Origin of the sequence: Paenibacillus sp. CH40 (assembly GCF_024213605.1) — a bacterium.
Lineage (GTDB): Bacteria > Bacillota > Bacilli > Paenibacillales > Paenibacillaceae > Paenibacillus > Paenibacillus polymyxa_B.
Genome location: NZ_JANAVQ010000005.1, coordinates 36,884 through 55,345, shown reverse-complemented (window position 1 = coordinate 55,345; position 18,462 = coordinate 36,884). Strand labels below are relative to the sequence as shown.

At 42.7% G+C, this 18,462-nt stretch carries 17 protein-coding genes; 1 reads left to right on the top strand and 16 read right to left on the bottom strand.

Annotated elements, in window-relative coordinates:
- Positions 1 to 26: 26 nt before the first annotated feature.
- The 15 genes from NLX73_RS16135 to NLX73_RS16075 all read right to left on the bottom strand — a co-directional run bounded on the left by NLX73_RS16135 (position 27) and on the right by NLX73_RS16075 (position 16,275).
- Positions 27 to 1,883: a histidine kinase gene (locus tag NLX73_RS16135; RefSeq protein WP_254326691.1), complete on the bottom strand. Its 1,857-nt coding sequence runs from the start codon at positions 1,881 to 1,883 to the stop codon at positions 27 to 29.
- 23 nt (positions 1,884 to 1,906) lie between these two features.
- Entirely contained in the window at positions 1,907 to 3,502 is a 1,596-nt protein-coding gene (locus NLX73_RS16130) for a response regulator (RefSeq protein ID WP_254326690.1), read from the bottom strand.
- A 68-nt stretch (positions 3,503 to 3,570) separates the two neighbouring features.
- The gene (locus NLX73_RS16125) at positions 3,571 to 4,260 is read right to left on the bottom strand and encodes a DNA alkylation repair protein (protein ID WP_103049958.1); all 690 of its coding nucleotides are present in this window, start codon (positions 4,258 to 4,260) and stop codon (positions 3,571 to 3,573) included.
- A 19-nt stretch (positions 4,261 to 4,279) separates the two neighbouring features.
- Positions 4,280 to 4,897: a DNA-3-methyladenine glycosylase family protein gene (locus tag NLX73_RS16120; RefSeq protein WP_069290353.1), complete on the bottom strand. Its 618-nt coding sequence runs from the start codon at positions 4,895 to 4,897 to the stop codon at positions 4,280 to 4,282.
- Positions 4,898 to 4,960: 63 nt separating this feature from the next.
- Positions 4,961 to 5,776 (bottom strand): SPL family radical SAM protein, encoded by an 816-nt coding sequence (locus NLX73_RS16115; protein WP_254326689.1) that lies wholly within the window; start codon positions 5,774 to 5,776, stop codon positions 4,961 to 4,963.
- Positions 5,766 to 6,308, bottom strand: a complete 543-nt coding sequence (locus NLX73_RS16110) for a methylated-DNA--[protein]-cysteine S-methyltransferase (protein WP_190297933.1) — start codon at positions 6,306 to 6,308, stop codon at positions 5,766 to 5,768. The genes NLX73_RS16115 and NLX73_RS16110 overlap by 11 nt, the downstream gene beginning before the upstream one ends.
- Positions 6,289 to 6,894 (bottom strand): bifunctional transcriptional activator/DNA repair enzyme AdaA, encoded by a 606-nt coding sequence (locus NLX73_RS16105; RefSeq protein ID WP_254326688.1) that lies wholly within the window; start codon positions 6,892 to 6,894, stop codon positions 6,289 to 6,291. Before NLX73_RS16105 ends, NLX73_RS16110 begins: the two co-directional genes overlap by 20 nt.
- A gap of 187 nt (positions 6,895 to 7,081) precedes the next feature.
- Positions 7,082 to 8,572: an alanine/glycine:cation symporter family protein gene (locus tag NLX73_RS16100; RefSeq protein ID WP_254326687.1), complete on the bottom strand. Its 1,491-nt coding sequence runs from the start codon at positions 8,570 to 8,572 to the stop codon at positions 7,082 to 7,084.
- Between the two features lie 221 nt (positions 8,573 to 8,793).
- Positions 8,794 to 10,683 (bottom strand): beta-glucoside-specific PTS transporter subunit IIABC, encoded by a 1,890-nt coding sequence (locus NLX73_RS16095; protein WP_254326686.1) that lies wholly within the window; start codon positions 10,681 to 10,683, stop codon positions 8,794 to 8,796.
- 250 nt (positions 10,684 to 10,933) lie between these two features.
- Positions 10,934 to 11,764 (bottom strand): BglG family transcription antiterminator LicT, encoded by an 831-nt coding sequence (gene licT / locus NLX73_RS16090; protein ID WP_061829908.1) that lies wholly within the window; start codon positions 11,762 to 11,764, stop codon positions 10,934 to 10,936.
- A gap of 276 nt (positions 11,765 to 12,040) precedes the next feature.
- On the bottom strand, positions 12,041 to 13,480 hold the full coding sequence (locus NLX73_RS16085; protein ID WP_061829882.1) for a 6-phospho-beta-glucosidase: 1,440 nt from the start codon (positions 13,478 to 13,480) through the stop codon (positions 12,041 to 12,043).
- Between the two features lie 1,326 nt (positions 13,481 to 14,806).
- On the bottom strand, positions 14,807 to 15,085 hold the full coding sequence (locus NLX73_RS25160) for a rhodanese-like domain-containing protein (protein ID WP_367997113.1): 279 nt from the start codon (positions 15,083 to 15,085) through the stop codon (positions 14,807 to 14,809).
- A gap of 231 nt (positions 15,086 to 15,316) precedes the next feature.
- Positions 15,317 to 15,445, bottom strand: coding sequence for a hypothetical protein (locus NLX73_RS24985; protein WP_302055448.1), 129 nt, complete (start codon positions 15,443 to 15,445; stop codon positions 15,317 to 15,319).
- A 124-nt stretch (positions 15,446 to 15,569) separates the two neighbouring features.
- The gene (locus tag NLX73_RS16080) at positions 15,570 to 15,995 is read right to left on the bottom strand and encodes a cytochrome c biogenesis CcdA family protein (protein ID WP_254326839.1); all 426 of its coding nucleotides are present in this window, start codon (positions 15,993 to 15,995) and stop codon (positions 15,570 to 15,572) included.
- Between the two features lie 145 nt (positions 15,996 to 16,140).
- Positions 16,141 to 16,275 carry a cytochrome c biogenesis protein CcdA gene (locus tag NLX73_RS16075; protein WP_155729708.1) on the bottom strand — a complete coding sequence of 45 codons (135 nt, stop codon included), beginning with the start codon at positions 16,273 to 16,275 and terminating at the stop codon, positions 16,141 to 16,143.
- 275 nt (positions 16,276 to 16,550) lie between these two features.
- Here NLX73_RS16075 and NLX73_RS16070 point away from each other — a divergent pair, with 275 nt between their 5' ends.
- On the top strand, positions 16,551 to 17,219 hold the full coding sequence (locus NLX73_RS16070; RefSeq protein ID WP_250266647.1) for an ArsR/SmtB family transcription factor: 669 nt from the start codon (positions 16,551 to 16,553) through the stop codon (positions 17,217 to 17,219).
- A 134-nt stretch (positions 17,220 to 17,353) separates the two neighbouring features.
- Here the strand turns inward: NLX73_RS16070 and NLX73_RS16065 are convergent, their stop codons facing one another.
- Positions 17,354 to 17,839 carry an OsmC family protein gene (locus NLX73_RS16065; protein WP_254326685.1) on the bottom strand — a complete coding sequence of 162 codons (486 nt, stop codon included), beginning with the start codon at positions 17,837 to 17,839 and terminating at the stop codon, positions 17,354 to 17,356.
- Positions 17,840 to 18,462: the final 623 nt, after the last annotated feature.

Below are 18,462 nucleotides of genomic sequence, written 5' to 3'. Positions count from 1 at the left end.
CGCTTACATTTTTAAAAGTCGTACTCTCATTGGATTGGTGTCATTTGATTAGATCTATGAATTTCTCCGATGCGAATCAGGACGAATGTCCCTTTACCTGCTGGCGAGTGGAGCGTAACTCCATATTCCATTCCATATAATAGCCGTACTCTTCTGTCTACATTTTTAATGCCCGTTGATCTGATTTCTCCAGCTTGAATTCGGCGTATATGATCTGCTTGAATTCCTAATCCGTTATCCTCCACTTTAAAACACACCAATTGCTTCTCAATCCAGGCTGTGATCCTAATCAGACCTCCTGATTCCATTTCCGCGAAGCCGTGAATAATTGAATTCTCCACAAAAGGCTGCAAGAAAAGTTTGGGAACTTCCATTTGAAGCAAAATGGGATCAATATCATATTCCACCTTGAACTTGTCCTCAAAGCGATTCTGCATAATATAAATGTATTTTTCCAGCCAATTCAGATCGGTTTCCAAGCTCCATGTATCGTTTTTGTTTCGAGTAGTAATTTGCAGCATTTCCGCCAGACTAATGATCAATTGGCCCAGCTCCTGCTGTTGATGTTCTAACGCGATCCAATACATGGTCGTTAAGGTGTTATACAAAAAATGGGGGTTAAGCTGTAAATTAAGTGCCATTAACTCCGACTCTTTGGCTCGTAGACGTGACTTGTAATTTTCCTCGATTAAATCTTTAATTTTTTCATTCATTTGATTAAATCGAATTACCAGATCTCCCAATTCATCATAGCCACGTACAGGAATTCGAATATCAAAATGTCCCTTCTCCATTACTTTCATCGCCTGTTTCATATCCGTGATGGGCTTACTGATATAAACAGACAGTAAATAAGCAAGAATAACAGCAACGAGCATCATAAAACCTAAAAAAAACACCGTGTAGGTGCGAATCGTTGACAGATGTCCCAATACATCTTCCATAGGTATGGCTATATAAGATACCCAGCCCGTCGTCTTCATGGCTTCGTAAACCAGTAATATGCTTTGACCTTTAACGTTTACCATTTTCATCCCTTGTTCCGAAGTAATGGCATCCTTAAGCCAATCCGCCACGGGTTCCCCTACTTGTTGCTGTCTATCTGAACTCATGACCATCCCGTTTTTATCATGAATCATGCCATAGGATAGATGTGCAAATCCGCTGCGGGTTGCGTAATCTTCAAAACCCCCTTTTAACAAGTCAGGACGAAAATTCAATATAAGTATAGGTTTTTCCTTTCCCTCCGGAAGCGTATGGAAGGTTCCTGCATCATCTAATGCAGTCAAATGGAGCTGCTTTACTACAGCAAATAAAGAACTAAACTCATAAGAGCCTCGTTTTAAATCCTGCTGATGGAATGTATCGGCATACGAATAAGCGGGGATCCATTGGGTAGCCCCCTCTGCTTTCACCGCCGTTGTTGCCAACAGAGAAGAATAGAACGGCTGAACAGGAATATACATCCGATCAGTGCTTCCATATGCATAATTTTGCGTCATAATTTGGGAAGCGTATACTTCCTCCATATTGCCAAAGTATCTGTACAAAATTTTTGTAATGCTGCGATCAGCTCGTAACAGCGATGAAGAATCCGTAGTATCCACGTTCGTAATAGTTTGAAGAAGGTCATGATCGATTGGAATCATATCTACCGTTTTTTGAATAGCTGTCAGCTTGTTATCCAGCAACTGGTTATTACTACGCAGAACACTTGTAACGCTATCTGTTACATTTGTAGTAATATTCCGTGCGCTCGTTTCAAAGTAAACGAAACCTAGGATCAAAACGATAAAACCAGACAACAAAAAATAGGACAGCATCAATTTCGTACGAAAGCTACTGTCCAAAAATTTTTGATACATATATTTAACTTGGCGCATCGTATCTTCCTTTCACCTAACAATCAGTTGAATTTCCTACGAAATTCTTCCGGTGTGTGCATTACGTTTTTTTTGAACACTTTAAAAAAGTATTTGATATCTTTATAACCAACCTGTCTACTAATTTCTGCGACCTTGGCGTCTGTATGCAGCAGTAAGTACTGAGCCTTTTGCATTCTGAGCTTCACCATATATTCCGTGAACGAGAGCCCAAAATAATTTTTGAACAGAATGCTAAAATAGGACGCATTATAGTGGAAGCGCCGGGCCACGATCTCCAGACTAAGGTCTTCATGTAGATGTGCATCTAGAAATTCCTTGCACTTTTTCATAATGGGATCGCCTTTGGAGCCGCTATGAAGCTCAAGAATCAGCTCTTTTAACCATGTTGCAACACCATCCTCAAGATTCCGAAGACAGGTGGCCTCTTCGACAGCTTTGTTCAAACGTTCCGAGAAACGTGAGTAGACTTCCTCACTCCACCCTATATTTAACCGTTGTAAACTAACCAACAGAAGGTGTACCAATTTTGCTTTAAGCGCTTCAGGTGCAGGATACCCTAGCGTCATTGGTCCAATGAAATTCTGCACCCGATCCAATAGCTGATCGGGCTCTCCACTAGAGATAGCGCTTTCAATAAATTTAAAAAAGGCCATTTGTTCGTGTGCGCTCATTTCCTGTACTGGCTGCTCATCATCTGAAACGACAAGGTTCAAACATCTGATGTGAGGTGTATAAAAACGCATGGAGATCAGAGCGACGGCCTTTTCGTGGGATTGGCTTATTTGCATTTCATTAAAATTAAAAGGCTGACCCCAAGCAAACCAGATTGAAATCGCTTGCTGTTGCTCCAACTTTTTCAGCCCAGCTTGAAGTGCACTTTTGGCCTCCTTGCCTTCAGCCCTATCCTTCCAATTTACCACTGCAACCACATGGTCTTCACGGGATTCGAGTGGAAACACGACAGAAGACGCCCAAGGCCGCAATATTTCAACAACCGTATTACGGAGCTGAGAATCCCACATATGTATATCCTCCGGGTGGGCTATGGATGCTCCCAACGCGAGAACTTCTCCTACCCCCTGCCATCCAAAGTGACTCTTTAATAGGCTTTTCTCGTTAGGCTGTAATTTGTCTGTCACACACCTGCTAAACAAATGCTCCACAAACGCAGGCATACTCTGCTCGATCTGATTCAACGCTGTTTGATTCCCACTCAGTGCTTCCTGTTCCTCTACAATGATCTTCTCCATATGTTGAATCACTTCAATAAGTTGCTGCGATTGCACCGGTTTCACCAAATAATCATTCGCTCCGTACCTCACCGCCTGCTGTGCATAGCTAAATTCCTGGTAGACTGTCACTAAAATAACTTTGGTCTCATGCTGACCGAATGTCCTCAATTGTTGAAGATATTCAAGTCCATTCATGATCGGCATTTGAATATCTGTAAAAACGATTTGGATCGGTTTGGATAACGAAATGGTCAGAGCATCTTTCCCGTTCTTGGCTTCCCATACCTCGTATTCGGGACGTAGATCCCTGACCATGGCAGCCAGGCCTCGACGCTGTCTAGTTTCATCATCCACAACAAGTACTCCCAGCGAGATCGAATTCACTGACTCCCCTCCTGTCGTTTTCATATACGCATTTTTTTCAGTATAACACTTACAGGTGGGAGCCGATCCTATTTTCTTTTTCGCTTCATACTGCGAATGGTCGTTTTCGTTGCCTGATCCACCCGATATGATTCCGTTATTTTTTGCAGTGCTTTGTTGAAGGTAAAGTCATCCAATGTATTATGACTTAAATACGCCATGGTTACCTCAGGTAGCTTGATATAACAGATCGATACCGCCCATGCTACCGCCATTTGTACATAATAATCCTCGCGATGGGTCTGATCCAGTAAAGTAAACACCCGCTTCATATACTGTTCCTCAATATAAAAATTAAGAAGCATAACCACACCAAACCGAATTTCATATTCTTTCTTGGAGAATAGATAGGGCTGAATAAACTCCCATACTCGTTCTTTATGATGTTTCGTGATTTTCAATCCGGCACAGAAACTGTCACATACGGACCAATTATCAATTTTAGGAACAAACTTGGCGGTATAGCTCAAAACTTCCTCTATATCTGTTTTTACAGAACCAATCACCATACCTTGCAGCATTACTTCTTCGAAGTGTTCACTTTCAGCGGTCTCCAGGTAGAGGCGCCAATCCCCTTTGGCAATATCTTGAGCTAGCTTACGCAGCACTGGTAGACGTACACCCAGCACATTATTAATCGTCGGAAGCAATGCAGCTGTGAATTTCTGAAAATCCGCATCCACGTATGACAGTATCTGTTCTCTAATTGTTTTCTCCATCGTTTCCACTCCCTGATTCTTAACGAAATGAAATACTCCACAAATAAATGGAGGCCACCGAACCATAAGGCGAATAGACTCGGCGGTACTCCTCAAATTGCTGCTTGGTCAATGTATCTAGGTGGTACAGCTTCATCATTCCCCGTCGAATAGCCATATCGCCCCAACTGACGACATCTGGACGCTCCATACAATTAATCAGCATCATTTCAGCCGTCCAAGGTCCTATCCCTTGCAGCGAGGACAATTTCTGGATCACCTGTGCATCGGAAAGCTCATATAATTCCTGTAAATCCAACAGGCCCTGCTCGATCGTTTGGGCTATATTAAGAATACATGTGGCCTTTTTCATGGTGATGCCACAGCTTTGAATATCTAAAGCCGACTGAACGGCTATATTTTGGGGAGTGATCACGCCTAACTTCTCCTGCATCCTTGCCCATATGGTCTGAACCGCCTTGGCCGATATAAGCTGTCCCACAATCGCATGAACGAGCGCCGCAAACAGGTCGGGAATGATCACACGTTCTACCTTGCCCATTTGCGTCATCGCTGCACCAAGTACGGTGTCTACGTTTTTTAGATAATTGATTTCCTTTTCCCCATAGTCAAAGTTTTTGGTCATTACGGTTTGCATTCGTTCTCCCGCTGCCCCCTTATATGGTTCACTCTTGATTCAATGGCATGGACTGCTTTTACATCAAGGTTCGAAACCTTCTTTGCTCACGTAGAGCTGTTCCTTCGGAAAAACATGAAGAAAACGCTCATAAACCGCCTTATAGGCAGCAGGATGATACCATTCTTCCAGCCCCAATGACTCGTACAGCACACCCATTTTCAAGCTACGCGTTCGTCTCCCCCCACTGCCATCTCCCATAAAATAATCATCAATACAGACACGGTTGACCAGAGGCAACAGCTTGTCTGCAAAATGTTCACTGCTTGGAAGCATCGGAGCAATCGTAGCTTGCGTCGGTACACCTGCCTCCTTTAAGAGATGTAGCGTTTGGAGACGAGCCTGGATGGGAGGAGCCTCCGGAGTAAAATGTTTGCGTATATCTTCTCGGTCTGTTTCTACAGTCATACTCACACGAACACGATCCCCCAATCGGAGCAGTAAATCAGTATCCCGCCGTACCAGTGGACTGCGCGTCTGTAAAAAGAGAAAATCAGGTTGATCCTCCACCATCACCTCCAGCAGAGACCGGGTCACCTCTTCCTTATACTCGGCAGGCTGATAAGGATCTGTGCTTGACGACATGAAAATCGTGACTTTACCTTTGGATTTGGCTCTACGAAGCTCCTTGCGAAGAATATCTGCCGCCTGATTTTTTATATCAACCCATGTCCCCCACGCTTCCTTCCGAAATGTGGAGACTGGCAATTGGCGTACATAGCAATACGAGCAACCAAAGGTACAACCTGTATATGGGTTCAACGAATGTGTATACCCTGACAAGAAGCCGGTCCCTTTATTCAAAAGAGTCTTGGGGGATTTGTAATACTCATTTTTCATACTGAACCGATGCCACACTTTCCTTTTCGAGCTGCAAAAGCTTCACCTTCATGTCCAAACCACCACGATATCCGGTCATAGCTCCATTTTTACCAATGACCCGATGACAAGGAACCGTGACCAAAATCGGATTAGCACCGATGGCAGCCCCCACCGCACGAACAGAGGCTGGCTTTTGAATAGCGTTGGCAATATCTGAATAGGATAGTGTTTCCCCATACGGAATATCACACAACGCATTCCAAACCGCCATCTGGAACGCAGTCCCATGAAAATCAAAGGGCAATGTAAATTGGGTGCGCTCCCCTTGGAGATATTCAATCAGCTCCTTGGCATAGGGCTGTAAAGCAGCATCCTCTTCAACTAAAGGACTGCCGGGAAATCGTCTTCCCGCCCATGAAAACAATTCCTCTACAGGTTGATTGGGCGAACCTACGTAACATAGTCCTTCCGATGTAGCTGCAATATATAAATTCCAATTCTCATGTGTCAACAATGACCAATAGATCGTTTTATTCATTTGCTGTGCCATGCTGTGTACCTCCATTTTGTGTCGCTTTCGATTTGAGTTGGCGATATTGCAATGGGGTGTAGCCTGTATTCTTTTTAAATAACGTAATAAAGTAAGGTGTATTGGACAGACCTACGTTCTCCCCCACTTCCGCAACAGATATATCTGAGCAAATGAGCAGCTTCTTCGCTTGTTCCAACCTGGTCTGCTGTATATATTCCATCGGAGTTAGATGCATGATCCGCTTGAAGGTACGATGTAAATGATACGGACTTCCATGGCTTATTTCAGCCAGGATGTGCAATGTTAAGTCCTTCATATAGTTAGAATTCACGTATTCTGTAACCAGTGCGATCCATTCATGATCAGGCAATCGTTGTCCTGTCGGTTTGCATCTTTTGCATGGACGGAAATGCTCGGCCAATGCCTGCTCTGCTGTTTTAAATATACGGATGTTTTCTCTTTTGGGAGGACGGGATTTGCAGGAGGGGCGACAAAATATTCCCGTTGTCTTCACAGCGTACAAAAATACCCCATCATAAGACTTGTCGTTTTCTACAATAGCTCTCCACTTATCGTCAGTTATGGATAAATCGCATGTTCTCATTCAAATCACCTCTCTGATGCAAATGTGGCCTCCCCACATATCCATGGCAGGACTATTCAAAATCCTTCTGTCTAAATTATAGACTAAATAGTGAACATATGTACCCTTCTTGGAATGTAAAGGCAAGATAACGAAAAAAAGATGACTCCCCGCGGAGTCACCTTTGATCTTACTTAGCTATCATTACTTAGGCTTGAAGTTTGCTCGGTTCAGCGGTGATCGTCAACTCATCTGCAGGAGGCTGATATTCCTTTGACCAATACTCCGCATTTGAAATACCTGCTTTCTCCGGGTCGAACACCGGATCTAGCCCTTGCTTTAGCTGCCGTTCGTAATCCTTGAGCACGCGGAAAGCAGGTTTGGCCAGCAGAATCATGGCGATTAGATTCACCCAGAGCATAATACCGACGCCCATATCCCCCAGTGTCCACGCCAGAGCCGATTCCTTGACCGCCGTTCCGTAGAACGTCGAACCCAGAATAACCAGCTTTAGGACGAACATGGGCCACTTTGCTTTATAATCTGCAACCAGATAGGCCATATTTGTCTCTGCGATGTAATAATAAGAGATAATGGTTGTAAATGCGAAAAAGAACAATGTAATTGCCAGCAGACTGGAGCCGAAGCCCGGAAATACCGACTCAATAGCAGCCTGTGTATACTGGGTCCCCTCTTCAACACCGGGAAGATTGTGCACAATAAAATCGCCACCGGGTCCCTTCACGTTATACATACCTGTGAACAGAACCATAAAAGCCGTAGACGTACAGACCAAAAAGGTATCTACGTACACAGAAAATGCCTGGACCAGCCCCTGCTTCGCCGGATGAGATACTTCCGCAGCGGCTGCCGGATGCGCACCAGAGCCTTGTCCGGCTTCGTTGGAATAAATCCCCCGCTTTACACCCCAAGCAATCGCCGTCCCTGCCATACCGCCGAACACAGAATCCACGCCAAAGGCACTACGAAAGATTAGCGAAAATACATCGGGAAGTGCAGTAATGTTCGTCATCATAATGTAGAAAGAGACGAGGATGTAACCGAGTGCCATAAACGGAATGACAACCTGAGCCACATTGGCAATCCTTTTTACACCACCAAAAATGATAAGCGCCAGCAAAATGACCACTAGAATCCCTGAAACCTTCATATCCATGCCAAACGAACTGTGAAAAGCTACAGCAATGGAGTTCGATTGAGTTCCCGGCATCAGTAAACACATCGCGACCAACGCAGCAACCGCAAAAATGACGGCAAACCATTTTAAGCCTGTCCCTTTTTCAATATAAAAGGCTGGACCGCCCCGGTACTGACCATCTCGCTTTACCTTATACACCTGAGCCAGTGTGGATTCTACAAAAGCTGTAGCCGATCCGATAAAGGCCATGACCCACATCCAAAATATCGCCCCAGGTCCACCCATACCAACCGCCAAAGCAATCCCAGCAATATTCCCCGTCCCTACACGCCCCGATAGTGCCATCGTAAAGGCCTGAAAGGAGGATACACCTGCCTCGGAACTTTTCCCTTTAAATACTAGACGGATCATCTCTTTGAAATGCCTGATTTGTAGGAATCGAGTCATGATCGAAAATAATAGCCCCACGCCCAAACAGACATATACCACAGGATTGCTCCAAATGACGCCGTTTACTGCCTCTGCCCACTGCTCTAACATTCCTTGTATTTCCTCCTGATCAATCAATTGATTTTCTAGTCTATGTTTTCAGAAAATTTGCATAATTACAAAAAAATTATAGATTAGTTTTTACCCCCATACAAGTTAATTTAATTGACATATTGTCAATTACAAGTGAGCTTACCGGCTACATAAAATGACGACAAAAAAGCTCTGATGATCCGGGAATATGGATCATCAGAGCCTTGTCCTTAAGACATTTAGGCAATGCTTTCTTTCTCATTCAGAGCGCTAGACAGTTTCAACAGCGGGGCCTGCTCCGTTACCTCTCCTTGAGCGATTGGAAGGACTTCAGTATATTCGGAAGAATTCGTAATAATAACTGGCGTAATCGTAGGATAACCCTCTGCCCTAATTTGCTCAACATCAAACTCAAGCAGTAGGTCCCCAGCTTTCACCTGATCGCCTTCTTTGATATGGGACGTAAAATGTTTACCATCCAGCTTGACCGTATCTACTCCGACGTGAATCAGAACTTCTGCGCCATGATGCGAAACAACTGCAAGCGCATGTTTTTTCTTGAACGCCACGGTGATGGTTCCATCGAACGGGGCCACGACTCTGCCCGTTGTCGGTTGGATGGCGATCCCTTTGCCCATAGCTTCCGAAGCAAATGCAGGATCGGGAACCTCCGACAAAGCGACCACAGTTCCTTCAATTGGGCTGAGTACCTCTTCATTAGAAACAACAACTGTAGAGGTCGATTCTTTAGCCGAATTGTTAGTAGTTTCCTCTTCTTCAACTGGATCTTCAAAACCTAAAATATAAGTCAAGATGGCCGACACCAGGAATGAAACGGTAATCCCTAAAATCAATCCCGGGAATCCTTGTCCACCAGGGCCGTAAAAGATTGGCAAGGTCAGTAATCCAGGTGCGCCGGAGGCAAATGCTTGCGTTCCCGCTTGACCGATAATGGCACCACCAACGGCGCCGCCGATAATACCTGCAATAAACGGACGTTTCAGCGGCAGCGTAACCCCATAAACTGCTGGCTCCGTGATGCCGAATAAAGCGGTAAGTGTAGCGGAACCCGCCAGCGTTTTCAGCTTCTTATTTTTGGTTTTCAGCATAACACCGAACGCAGCGCCGGTTTGAGCAAAGATAGAAGCCGCAGCGGAAGGCTTGATTCCGTCTCTGCCATTAACAGCAATATTATTAATGAATACAGGTACGAGGCCCCAATGGACACCGAAGATAACGAGCAGCTGCCAGCAAGCACCGAGGATTGCCCCAGCTAGCAATGGACTAAAGCTAAATGCAGCAACGAGTGCAGTAGCGATCGCGTTGCCCACATACACCCCGACTGGACCAAACACGATCAGGGTTAGAGGAAGCATAATTACAAGTAGAACCAAAGGTGTAATAAAGTTTTTGACGCTCTCATGGATCACTCGATTGCACCATTTTTCCAGCTTACTCATGACGATGACGGCTAAAATGATCGGAATAACGGTAGATGAATAACTCATCATAACAATAGGAATACCGAAAAAGTCCGTAGGTGTACCTTCCGTTTTTAGCGTAACAATGGTCGGGTAAAGCAACCCTCCGGCAATGGTCAGGGCAACGAAGATATTACCTCCAAATTTCCGTGCCGTTGTAACCGCTAACAAGAGAGGGAGGAAATAAAACAAGCTGTCGGCCGCAGCATACAAAATCATATAGGTAGTGTCTTTCGGTAGCAACCAGCCAAGGTTGCTCGCAATCAGCAGCAGACCTTTTAGAATACCGGACCCCGCCATAACTCCGAGCAAAGGTGCAAAAATGCTGGAAATTACGTCGATTACGGCACCAAATCCTTTGTTGCCTTTAGCTGAATGATCTTCTTTTCCAGTTTCATTCAAGATATTGGATACATTGCCGATTGCATTATATACCTCTGGTACTTTGTTGCCGACTACAACCTGGAACTGACCACCGCTCTGCTTCACAGTGATAATTCCGTCGGTTTTTTCCAACTTTCCCTTGTCCGCTTTTGCCTCATCTTTTAGCACAAAACGCAGGCGTGTGGCGCAGTGAACGAGCGATACTACATTTTTTTCGCCACCTACCAGGTGTACAATTTCCTTAGCCAGTTTTTCATAACTCATGATGGACACCTCCATGTTCTAAGGGGCTTTTTACATATTTAGGCACACAAAAAACCTAAGCCTTGAAAAATGGTGGGCACTTTAGTCCCGCAATTTTTCATGACTTAGGTTTTGCCTGCATAACCAGTAACAATCCCAGTTAAAACTTATTAAATTCCTGTTACTCTCATAATATAATCATTATACCATATTTGTCAACAAAAACTTTTAATCGTCTGTTCTTGATCCTTTTTCGTTGAAAACATTCGACTTATCTGTTCACCACCCGTTCAATATGCACGGTCAGATACAGCTTTTCTTCGTTCGTCAATTCGTGGTTGTATTCTTTTTGCACAAAAGCTCCGATTTTCTCTGTACAAGCAGCCGCTTCCTTATGTTTTTCCTTAATCATGTCATACAAATGATCATAGTTATTTTCGTAGTGATTTCCCTTAAATACGCGCTGGGCGAAAAATTTCAGATGCGTAATAAAACGGAAATAGCTCAGAGAGTCCTCGTCGAACTCCACCTTAAAATGATATTTTGCGATATTGATAATTTGCTGGATAAACTTCGTGATACTCATGGTCGTAATGACTTCCTCGTTCATTTCAGCATTCACGATGTGAATCGCAATATAAGCCGCTTCGTCCACAGGCAGTTCAATACCGAGCCTTTGTTTGATTTGTTCCAACGTTTTCAGACCCATCGCGAATTCTTCTTTGTACAACTGCTTGACTTCCCACAATAACGCGTTTTTGATTTCCAATCCTTCCCGGTATCTTTCAACAGCGAAATTGATATGATCAGTCAGCGAAACATAAATATTTTCGTTCAGCTTTCTATTCAGATTATGCTTGGCGTCATTAATGACTTCCTCCACAATCACAATCAAATCAAGCGGTACCTCACGCAACAGCATTTTAAAGTTATCGGACGTCTGCTTGTTTTTCAGAGCAAATACCTTCTGAATTCTGGTTTCGTCTACTTTGTCTCCAGGCTTTTTCTTAAAAGCAATCCCCCGACCCATCACCACCAGTTCGGTGCCGTCCGTCTGGTAGACGCTGATTACATTGTTGTTAATGACCTTTGCTATGTTCATCTTGATCCCCCGTTCCATATGCCAGCAAGAGCCACACATGCTCCATCCTCTTTATTGTAAACAGAAAAAAACCGAAGCACGCCAAATAAACAAGACTGTAACATCCGCTTATTCGTGGCTTAGGTTTTGCCTGCTACGCAGTAACAATCCTAAAAATGATGGAATTGCGTCAAGTATAGCCCGAAGAGGAACGATTGTCAACGCTTTCAATGAAGAAACGGAGATCGGAAATCCCCGTGGGCCCGGGACGTCCGATCCTATTTACTGGTGGTACGATTATTCGCCCAGATTTTCGCCGTCGGAATGAATTACATTTTTGTACCAGTGGAAGCTTTTCTTTTTAATACGTTTCAACGAACCGTTGCCTTCGTTGTCACGGTCCACATAAATATAACCATAGCGCTTTTTCATCTCTCCTGAGGAAGCGCTGACAATGTCAATAGGTCCCCAACTTGTGTAACCGATAATTTCGACTCCGTCTTGAAGAGCCTCACCCATTTCGGCAATATGCCGCTTGAGATAGTCGATCCGGTAATCGTCGTTAACTTCTCCTTCAGGCGAAACCACATCATTGGCACCAAAACCGTTTTCCACTACGAACAGTGGCTTTTGGTAACGGTCATGCAATTGGTTGGCTGTGATGCGGAATCCTTTGGGATCGATCGTCCAGCCCCATTCGGACTTGTCCAGATATGGATTGGCTACGGAGCCAAATACATTACCACTGGTCATGTTCTTGACGATTTCCGGGTCTGTGCTGGTCGTCCGGCTCGAATAATAGCTGAATCCGATATAGTCAACGGTATGATCTTTCAGGATGGCTGCGTCGCCTGATTCCATCTCAATGTTTAATCCATGATCCTTGAAGAAGCGCTTCGCATAACCAGGATATTCGCCGCGTGACTGTACATCAATAAAGAAGTAGGACTCGCGGTCTTTTTCCATGCCCTGATATACATCTTCGGGATTACATGTATACGGATAGAAGCTGCCGGCAGCAAGCATACAACCAATCTGGGCATCCGGGATAATCTCGTGACACGCTTTAACAGCCAGCGCACTTGCGACAAGCTGATGATGTGCAGCCTGATACTGAATTTGTTTAACGTTCTCACCTTCTTGAAAAACAAGCCCGGCACCGAGAAACGGCAAATGGAGAAGCATGTTAATCTCGTTGAATGTCATCCAGTATTTCACTTTATCCTTATAGCGGGTGAATACTGTTTTGGCATAGGTTTCAAACAGGCCTACCAGCTTCCGGCTCCGCCAGCTTCCATATTTCTCGACCAGATCTACCGGCACGTCAAAATGAGCGAGGGTAACGACTGGCTGAATGCCATGTTTATGCAACTCGTCGAACAAATCATCGTAGAATTGCAAACCTGCTTCATTAGGAGTAGCGTCTTCTCCCGTTGGAAAAATACGAGCCCAGGCAATGGAAACACGCAGCGCCTTGAAGCCCATTTCTGCAAATAGCGCAATATCCTCGCGATAGTGATGATAGAAATCAATGGCTTCGTGGGAAGGATAGAATTCGCTTTCAAGAGGAGTCAGCGAGGGAACATTTCCTTTCATTATGCTTCTTCTCTTCTCTCCGGTAGGCAGCAGATCCACCAGACTCAATCCTTTACCGTCTTCCAAGTAAGCACCCTCGGCCTGATTGGCAGCAAGAGCACCTCCCCATAAAAAGTCTTTAGGGAAAATATAACTGGACATAAACAATCTCCTTCCAAATGTGTGATAAAAGGGGTAGCGAAGGGTGATAGACAATAAAAAAACCCAAACCAGCCTGTATACACTTACAGTGTAAACAAGCCAATTCAGGTTATGCCCTATCGGTAACATCCCATGAAAAGGTTATACGTATTTGATTGAAACTCTAACAAAGATTTGGGAACCTGTCAAATTCATTTGATATAATAACACGCAATTAACAAACCAACAACATTATTTCAATCGCCTATTGGGTAATGAAAAGAACCATGAAAGAGACCTCAGATAAACGACTTTACGAAAGATACCTGGCTGTTCGTCTTCGTCTGGAAGGGCACATGTTTTCGAAGATCGGTGATCTACTCAGTCGCTAATTTAAAATATTTTGTTGCAAGAAATTTAGAAAATTCCTTTGCATAGAGCCAAGAGGTATAATTTTTTTGATTATCTTGAACCTCCAATGCTGTCCTTTACTGTTAAATGACCATATTGCAGAAGACAGATATATGGAATGATATTTTTGTTCTTGTAAATCAGCTACTTCAAATTCAACTTTTTGTACTACTTTAGTGGAAAATAGATTCAGGAAAAGGATAATAATTTTATCATTATTCAGGAGTAATATAGCTCGACTTGTCCAAGCCGAAAGGCTTTGAGGAGTTGAATAGCAGATAAGCATGTTAGGTTCTCTATGCGATTCAGTTAGCTTATTAATAGTTTTTTTGTTAATGAATATCATAATCAAATACCTTTCTATTTGGATGTTCAAATAAAATAGCATTTTAAAGAATATCTTTCAAAATTCCAATTGTTTATGATAAGAGCAAATATATTATATAATACCACAAGTAAACTATTACAAGAAAGGCTACATACCCTATTAAGATGGTTACTAAATAAACCGCAATTTAAGATCATAACCTAAACCAGTAGACGACCAATTTTTCCCAGTAGTTGTTTATGGGATGCAAGAGCAGGTATTAAATTTTTTTATATGCTTTTAGCCTCAGCTACGAATTCGTGAGTAATGAAACCGACTAGAAAGGTTAACAACGCATAAAAGACCGCTATTCTCGAGTATCGTTTGTCCTTTCCCTTTGCCTACGATTTGCAGAACGTATGGGATCGGCACGTTGATCGCCGAAGTCCGCAAACTGACAGGCACCTGGCATTTTCGCCACCTCACATAATGGACGCCTCATTGCCGTCCGTAAGTCGGATCGGCATGGAGCGTGCGTGCTCCGGTCAGCCGCCTTGACAATCCTCACCCTATATAAGTTTCTCCAACTACCAGTTTCGTTCTTTCGTTAACTTGACTCCCATCACCCTTTATTTACAATAACCTTCTTTATGGTGATAATTCCAGCTCACCCTACTAGTCATTGAAAGATAATACCCTTTAACGGCATACAGTGACGAAACCCGCCACACGCCAAAATTCGAACAGCTTTTCCTTTGAACCAAGCTGCTGGAAAATATGATCACTTTATCATTCGGTGCAAGATTCTTGCTCCATACTAACGGGAGTCTGCCAAAGGAAATATTTAATGAACTCGGAATATGTCCAGTCGAATATTTACTGACATCCCTGACATCTAGAATCTTCACATTTGCAAGCGGTGATGAGATAGGTCCCAATCTTCAAAACTCACATTAGTAAGGGATCGTAGAGGCCACGATTGTATTATTAACCATAAACTAAACAGTCCAATTGAAATGACGAATCACTGTCATCATACTATACTTCCTCCATCCTAAGCTCAGCAGATATTAAGATATATGCGCAAGCTCATTTATTGGAATTATTCGAGATCCTATTATTTCGAGACGTACTACATTTCAATTTAGCTTACCCATAGATTGCTTCATCTGATCGTAAGTTTTCGCTCCCATAAATTTTTCCTGATCTATCCCGTTTGAACCAATCATATAAGTCGTCGGATACGCTTGAACAGCAAATTGATCCATCACTAGAACCTTCAGTACGAAAATGGAGGACACCAGGTTGCCCAGAAGTTTAACAAAACCCTATTTCCCTTCAAATCCGTTAAGCATTTTTTTCACCATACACAGCCTCCTGCTTGTTAAAAACTTAGAAAATGAATATTAGGCGAGCATTACACTCAGTTTTTTGAAAGTTTCTAGTGTATAGCAATACACCTAAAATGACCATAATAACTCCATTCCCCATGCTCAGGACGGGAAAAAATCTATTGACTTGTTTAACCATCGATAGAGAGAAAGTAACAAGCAGCGAAATGAGCAAGAATGGAATTCCAAGACCCAACGAATATACCGCTAACTGCCCTATCCCTTGGTACAATGATTCGGACGACCCTGCCAAAACAAGTATCGAGGAAAGTGCGAGCCCCACACATGGCGTCCAGCCCGCCCCAATTGCCAAGCCAAGGATAAATGAACCAAGCCAGCCACCGTATTTTTTTCCGTTTCCCAACTGCTTAGAACTCATTAAAAACTTGAGTTTGAGTATCCCCATCATTTGTAGGCCCAACACCACAATCAATAGTCCGCCAACCTTCTCAATCAGATCCCTGCGTAAGGAGCAAAATTACCTATAGCGGAGGCAGTAGCCCCATGATCACAAAGATAACACTAAATCACAAGGATGAAGCCCAATGAACGTACGACCAGAATTTTACGATTCACGACAAAGCGACCCCTGCAATCATCGTATCGGATATATGTGAAACATACGCCGGCCGGAGAGGGAATACGTAAGGCGACAAAAACGAGAGTACGCCTGCTGCAAATACTACTAATAACGTTATCTCCTCCAACTTCTCCCCTCCTCATTAAATCAGAGTATCGCTCGCAAACAGTATTGCAATTTTATCTTATTATTTTTATCAGAATAATAGACTAAACTTGACTTCGTCTCTACACATGTTAAAATTCTATTCATCAATTGATATAGTACTTATTATGAAGAGATTGTTGGTTTCATAGTTTTTTTCAGTGTATGGAGAAGCATTTTTGATTTGCCATATTGGTCAAAACATATAGTGTAAAATCCTTAACATATATCACCAAGTTGAAGTGAGGTTATAAATGAATGGAAGAGATGCTAAAGTGTGCAAAGCTTTTCAAGGAAGATCTATATAAGCAACTGGCTAGAATAGGTAAATGTCTATCAAGTGATAAACGTCTTGAAATCTTGAATGTACTATCACAAAGTCCCAGAACAGTGGAGAAATTAGCCGCATGTACAGAAATGAATATAGCTAATGTTTCTCGTCATCTACAGGTCTTACTGGACGCTAAGCTTGTTAAGTTCACAAAGAAAGGAACTTACGCCATATACTCACTAGCAGATCCTGAGATCACTGACTTTCTCTCTTCACTATGGAAGATTAGTGAGAAGCAAATTCCTGATATCAAGAGAATGAAAGATGACTTTTTAAACAACTTGAATGACATCCATACCCTATCCATGGATGAAGTAAAGAAAAAACTAGATGAAAACTCCATTATCTTAGTTGACTTACGCCCCAAAGAAGAGTTTGAAACAGGACATATTCAAGGAGCAATTTCAATGCCGATGGAAGATCTAGACGTATTAATGGGAGAGTTACCGGAGGAAGCTGAAGTGGTCGCTTATTGTAGAGGGCCATTATGCGTTTATTCGGCACTTGCTACGCAAAAATTGCAAGTTGAGGGATTCAAGGCGTATCGTATGGAAGACGGAGTGAATGAGTGGCAGGAACATTTTCATATACATTAACCAATCTAAGCCTCATCTAAAAAAGACTTCGAAGCCCACATATTTGTGACTTTGAAGTCTTTTTGTGAATAATGCAAACCTGGACATTATACGACTTGATTAGAGCGAATAATACTCATTGACATTTAGCTTTACTATTCCAATCCGTGTGCTGCAATATAGCTACTTGTAAGATCCTCTCCAGAATCGATAGTTACTTTTCCTTGAGTTCCTACGGGAATGCCGGCCTTTATCAGTAATTGACCAATATGGCAATTTTCTTCTGCTTTTTGCATCAAAGCTTCTGTCATGCTTATGTCTTCATTGGTCGCTCCTGGATTCAGAACAACATGCGGGCGATGGGTAATACTTAATTGATCACCTTGAGTTATATTACCTTCTGTATCCATAAAGAATCCTGTCACAGGAAGTTTATTTTTATCTAACATATATGCTAAGGTCATCGTGTAACAAGCTACTGCAGAAGAGATAAGAAGTTGTTGTGGGTCAGCCCCTTTACCACTTCCCCCTTTGGGGACTGGAATTGCAATTTGAGTTTGTAGATTGTCACTTTTAATGCGTCCATCACCCTTTGCATCTTTGTACCAAACCGTATTCATGTTAATTGTTTTTTCTGCCATATTAACATCCCCTTTTAGATATTGTAAGTCCAAAACTTCGTTAAGGTTAAGATTCATTACTCTATGAGATTTGACAAATTTCTCACTAAGGAACAGCTCTTTTATAAGTTGTATAAAACCTTTACAGCCGCCTCACGTTCTGGTGCATTAATTTTCAATGTAATTTGAAGCTATGCTTTTGCCATAGAAATCAAACCTCCAATTAAATTATGTATCGCTCGATTAATACATCAATTATTCAATCGATCAATTGAATTTTATTATATAATTTTACTAACGTCAAGTATACAACTAACGTACAAAGTGAAAAATTATAAATATTCATGTATTTGTAATTGAACTCCCACCAATAGTTACCGCTTTTATACCTTATTTCATATTGAAGCCCTCATTGATATAACACTGTAATTTATGTAATGCTTCACATGTCAAACGGGGTAGTACCAGCGTCGCTGTCACTATGGGCAAAGCAGATGGATTAATATGTTAAATATAAGTGCTGGGAATTTCGCAATGATTGGAGAATACAAGCGTCTCAAACGTATGGAATAAACCTACATTTATCTTGTTGGGTTGTTTACGTTAATGGGCAAAGACAGAGCTAGGCTGCCGACAATTGATCG

Excerpts from the sequence above, each read along its gene's own strand:
- NLX73_RS16135 (WP_254326691.1), bottom strand. The coding sequence starts at position 1,883 with ATGCGCCAAGTTAAATATATGTATCAAAAATTTTTGGACAGTAGCTTT.
- NLX73_RS16125 (WP_103049958.1), bottom strand. The coding sequence starts at position 4,260 with ATGGAGAAAACAATTAGAGAACAGATACTGTCATACGTGGATGCGGAT.
- NLX73_RS16120 (WP_069290353.1), bottom strand. The coding sequence starts at position 4,897 with ATGCAAACCGTAATGACCAAAAACTTTGACTATGGGGAAAAGGAAATC.
- NLX73_RS16115 (WP_254326689.1), bottom strand. The coding sequence starts at position 5,776 with ATGAAAAATGAGTATTACAAATCCCCCAAGACTCTTTTGAATAAAGGG.
- NLX73_RS16110 (WP_190297933.1), bottom strand. The coding sequence starts at position 6,308 with ATGGCACAGCAAATGAATAAAACGATCTATTGGTCATTGTTGACACAT.
- NLX73_RS16105 (WP_254326688.1), bottom strand. The coding sequence starts at position 6,894 with ATGAGAACATGCGATTTATCCATAACTGACGATAAGTGGAGAGCTATT.
- NLX73_RS16100 (WP_254326687.1), bottom strand. The coding sequence starts at position 8,572 with ATGTTAGAGCAGTGGGCAGAGGCAGTAAACGGCGTCATTTGGAGCAAT.
- NLX73_RS16095 (WP_254326686.1), bottom strand. The coding sequence starts at position 10,683 with ATGAGTTATGAAAAACTGGCTAAGGAAATTGTACACCTGGTAGGTGGC.
- licT (WP_061829908.1), bottom strand. The coding sequence starts at position 11,764 with ATGAACATAGCAAAGGTCATTAACAACAATGTAATCAGCGTCTACCAG.
- NLX73_RS16085 (WP_061829882.1), bottom strand. The coding sequence starts at position 13,480 with ATGTCCAGTTATATTTTCCCTAAAGACTTTTTATGGGGAGGTGCTCTT.
- NLX73_RS24985 (WP_302055448.1), bottom strand. The coding sequence starts at position 15,445 with ATGGATCAATTTGCTGTTCAAGCGTATCCGACGACTTATATGATTGGT.
- NLX73_RS16070 (WP_250266647.1), top strand. The coding sequence starts at position 16,551 with ATGGAAGAGATGCTAAAGTGTGCAAAGCTTTTCAAGGAAGATCTATAT.
- NLX73_RS16065 (WP_254326685.1), bottom strand. The coding sequence starts at position 17,839 with ATGGCAGAAAAAACAATTAACATGAATACGGTTTGGTACAAAGATGCA.